Source organism: Streptomyces corchorusii, from assembly GCF_001514055.1.
Taxonomy (GTDB): domain Bacteria; phylum Actinomycetota; class Actinomycetes; order Streptomycetales; family Streptomycetaceae; genus Streptomyces; species Streptomyces olivaceoviridis.
In genome coordinates, this window is sequence record NZ_KQ948396.1 from 2,447 (window position 1) to 5,574 (window position 3,128).

At 57.1% G+C, this 3,128-nt stretch carries 1 rRNA gene; it reads left to right on the plus strand.

The window, feature by feature from the left end:
- Positions 1-49: 49 nt before the first annotated feature.
- A 23S ribosomal RNA gene (locus AQJ11_RS44915) occupies positions 50-3,128 on the plus strand; the annotation flags it as partial.

Genomic DNA, 3,128 nt, shown 5'->3' on the forward strand with positions numbered 1-3,128 from the left:
GGGTGGCTGGTCGTTGTTTGAGAACTGCACAGTGGACGCGAGCATCTGTGGCCAAGTTTTTAAGGGCGCACGGTGGATGCCTTGGCACCAGGAACCGATGAAGGACGTGGGAGGCCACGATAGTCCCCGGGGAGTCGTCAACCAGGCTTTGATCCGGGGGTTTCCGAATGGGGAAACCCGGCAGTCGTCATGGGCTGTCACCCGCTGCTGAACACATAGGCAGTGTGGAGGGAACGCGGGGAAGTGAAACATCTCAGTACCCGCAGGAAGAGAAAACAACCGTGATTCCGGGAGTAGTGGCGAGCGAAACCGGATGAGGCCAAACCGTATGCGTGTGAGACCCGGCAGGGGTTGCGTATGCGGGGTTGTGGGATCTCTCTTCCACGGTCTGCCGGCCGTGGGACGAGTCAGAAACCGTTGATGTAGGCGAAGGACATGCGAAAGGTCCGGCGTAGAGGGTAAGACCCCCGTAGTCGAAACGTCAGCGGCTCGTTTGAGAGACACCCAAGTAGCACGGGGCCCGAGAAATCCCGTGTGAATCTGGCGGGACCACCCGCTAAGCCTAAATATTCCCTGGTGACCGATAGCGGATAGTACCGTGAGGGAATGGTGAAAAGTACCCCGGGAGGGGAGTGAAATAGTACCTGAAACCGTGTGCCTACAAGCCGTGGGAGCGTCGGACATCAGCTTGCTGGTGTCTCGTGACTGCGTGCCTTTTGAAGAATGAGCCTGCGAGTTTGCGGTGTGTTGCGAGGTTAACCCGGGTGGGGAAGCCGTAGCGAAAGCGAGTCCGAATAGGGCGCTGTAGTAGCACGCTCAAGACCCGAAGCGGAGTGATCTAGCCATGGGCAGGTTGAAGCGGAGGTAAGACTTCGTGGAGGACCGAACCCACCAGGGTTGAAAACCTGGGGGATGACCTGTGGTTAGGGGTGAAAGGCCAATCAAACTCCGTGATAGCTGGTTCTCCCCGAAATGCATTTAGGTGCAGCGTCGTGTGTTTCTTGCCGGAGGTAGAGCACTGGATAGGCGATGGGCCCTACCGGGTTACTGACCTTAGCCAAACTCCGAATGCCGGTAAGTGAGAGCGCGGCAGTGAGACTGTGGGGGATAAGCTCCATGGTCGAGAGGGAAACAGCCCAGAGCATCGACTAAGGCCCCTAAGCGTACGCTAAGTGGGAAAGGATGTGGAGTCGCACAGACAACCAGGAGGTTGGCTTAGAAGCAGCCACCCTTGAAAGAGTGCGTAATAGCTCACTGGTCTAGTGATTCCGCGCCGACAATGTAGCGGGGCTCAAGCGTACCGCCGAAGTCGTGTCATTGCAGCGTATAGCCCCAACGGGTGCTGTGATGGGTAGGGGAGCGTCGTCTGCCGGGTGAAGCGGCACTGGAAGGTAGTCGTGGACGGTTGACGAGTGAGAATGCAGGCATGAGTAGCGATACAAACGTGAGAAACGTTTGCGCCGATTGACTAAGGGTTCCTGGGTCAAGCTGATCTGCCCAGGGTAAGTCGGGACCTAAGGCGAGGCCGACAGGCGTAGTCGATGGATAACCGGTTGATATTCCGGTACCCGCTGTGAAGCGTCAAACATCGAATCCAGTGATGCTAAGGCCGTGAAGCCGCCCTGGAGCCTTCGGGCAAAGGGGAGTGGTGGAGCCGCTGACCCAAGTTGGTAGTAGGTGAGTGATGGGGTGACGCAGGAAGGTAGTCCATCCCGGGCGGTGGTTGTCCCGGGGTAAGGGTGTAGGACGGTGTGTAGGCAAATCCGCGCACCTTGTGTCTGAGACCTGATGCCGAGCCGATTGTGGTGAAGTGGATGATCCTATGCTGTCGAGAAAAGCCTCTAGCGAGTTTCATGGCGGCCCGTACCCTAAACCGACTCAGGTGGTCAGGTAGAGAATACCGAGGCGTTCGGGTGAACTATGGTTAAGGAACTCGGCAAAATGCCCCCGTAACTTCGGGAGAAGGGGGGCCACGCTTGGTGATCGGATTTACTCCGTGAGCTGGGGGTGGCCGCAGAGACCAGCGAGAAGCGACTGTTTACTAAAAACACAGGTCCGTGCGAAGCCGTAAGGCGATGTATACGGACTGACGCCTGCCCGGTGCTGGAACGTTAAGGGGACCGGTTAGCTCACTTTCGGGTGGGCGAAGCTGAGAACTTAAGCGCCAGTAAACGGCGGTGGTAACTATAACCATCCTAAGGTAGCGAAATTCCTTGTCGGGTAAGTTCCGACCTGCACGAATGGCGTAACGACTTCTCGACTGTCTCAACCATAGGCCCGGTGAAATTGCACTACGAGTAAAGATGCTCGTTTCGCGCAGCAGGACGGAAAGACCCCGGGACCTTTACTACAGTTTGATATTGGTGTTCGGTTCGGCTTGTGTAGGATAGCTGGGAGACTGTGAAGCAGGCACGCCAGTGTTTGTGGAGTCGTCGTTGAAATACCAGTCTGGTCGTGCTGGATGTCTAACCTGGGTCCGTGATCCGGATCAGGGACAGTGTCTGATGGGTAGTTTAACTGGGGCGGTTGCCTCCTAAAGGGTAACGGAGGCGCCCAAAGGTTCCCTCAGCCTGGTTGGCAATCAGGTGTTGAGTGTAAGTGCACAAGGGAGCTTGACTGTGAGACCGACGGGTCGAGCAGGGACGAAAGTCGGGACTAGTGATCCGGCGGTGGCTTGTGGAAGCGCCGTCGCTCAACGGATAAAAGGTACCCCGGGGATAACAGGCTGATCTTCCCCAAGAGTCCATATCGACGGGATGGTTTGGCACCTCGATGTCGGCTCGTCGCATCCTGGGGCTGGAGTCGGTCCCAAGGGTTGGGCTGTTCGCCCATTAAAGCGGTACGCGAGCTGGGTTTAGAACGTCGTGAGACAGTTCGGTCCCTATCCGCTGTGCGCGTAGGAGTCTTGAGAAGGGCTGTCCCTAGTACGAGAGGACCGGGACGGACGAACCTCTGGTGTGCCAGTTGTTCTGCCAAGGGCATGGCTGGTTGGCTACGTTCGGGAGGGATAACCGCTGAAAGCATCTAAGCGGGAAGCCTGCTTCGAGATGAGGACTCCCACCCACTTGATGGGGTAAGGCTCCCAGTAGACGACTGGGTTGATAGGCCAGATATGGAAGCCTGGTAAC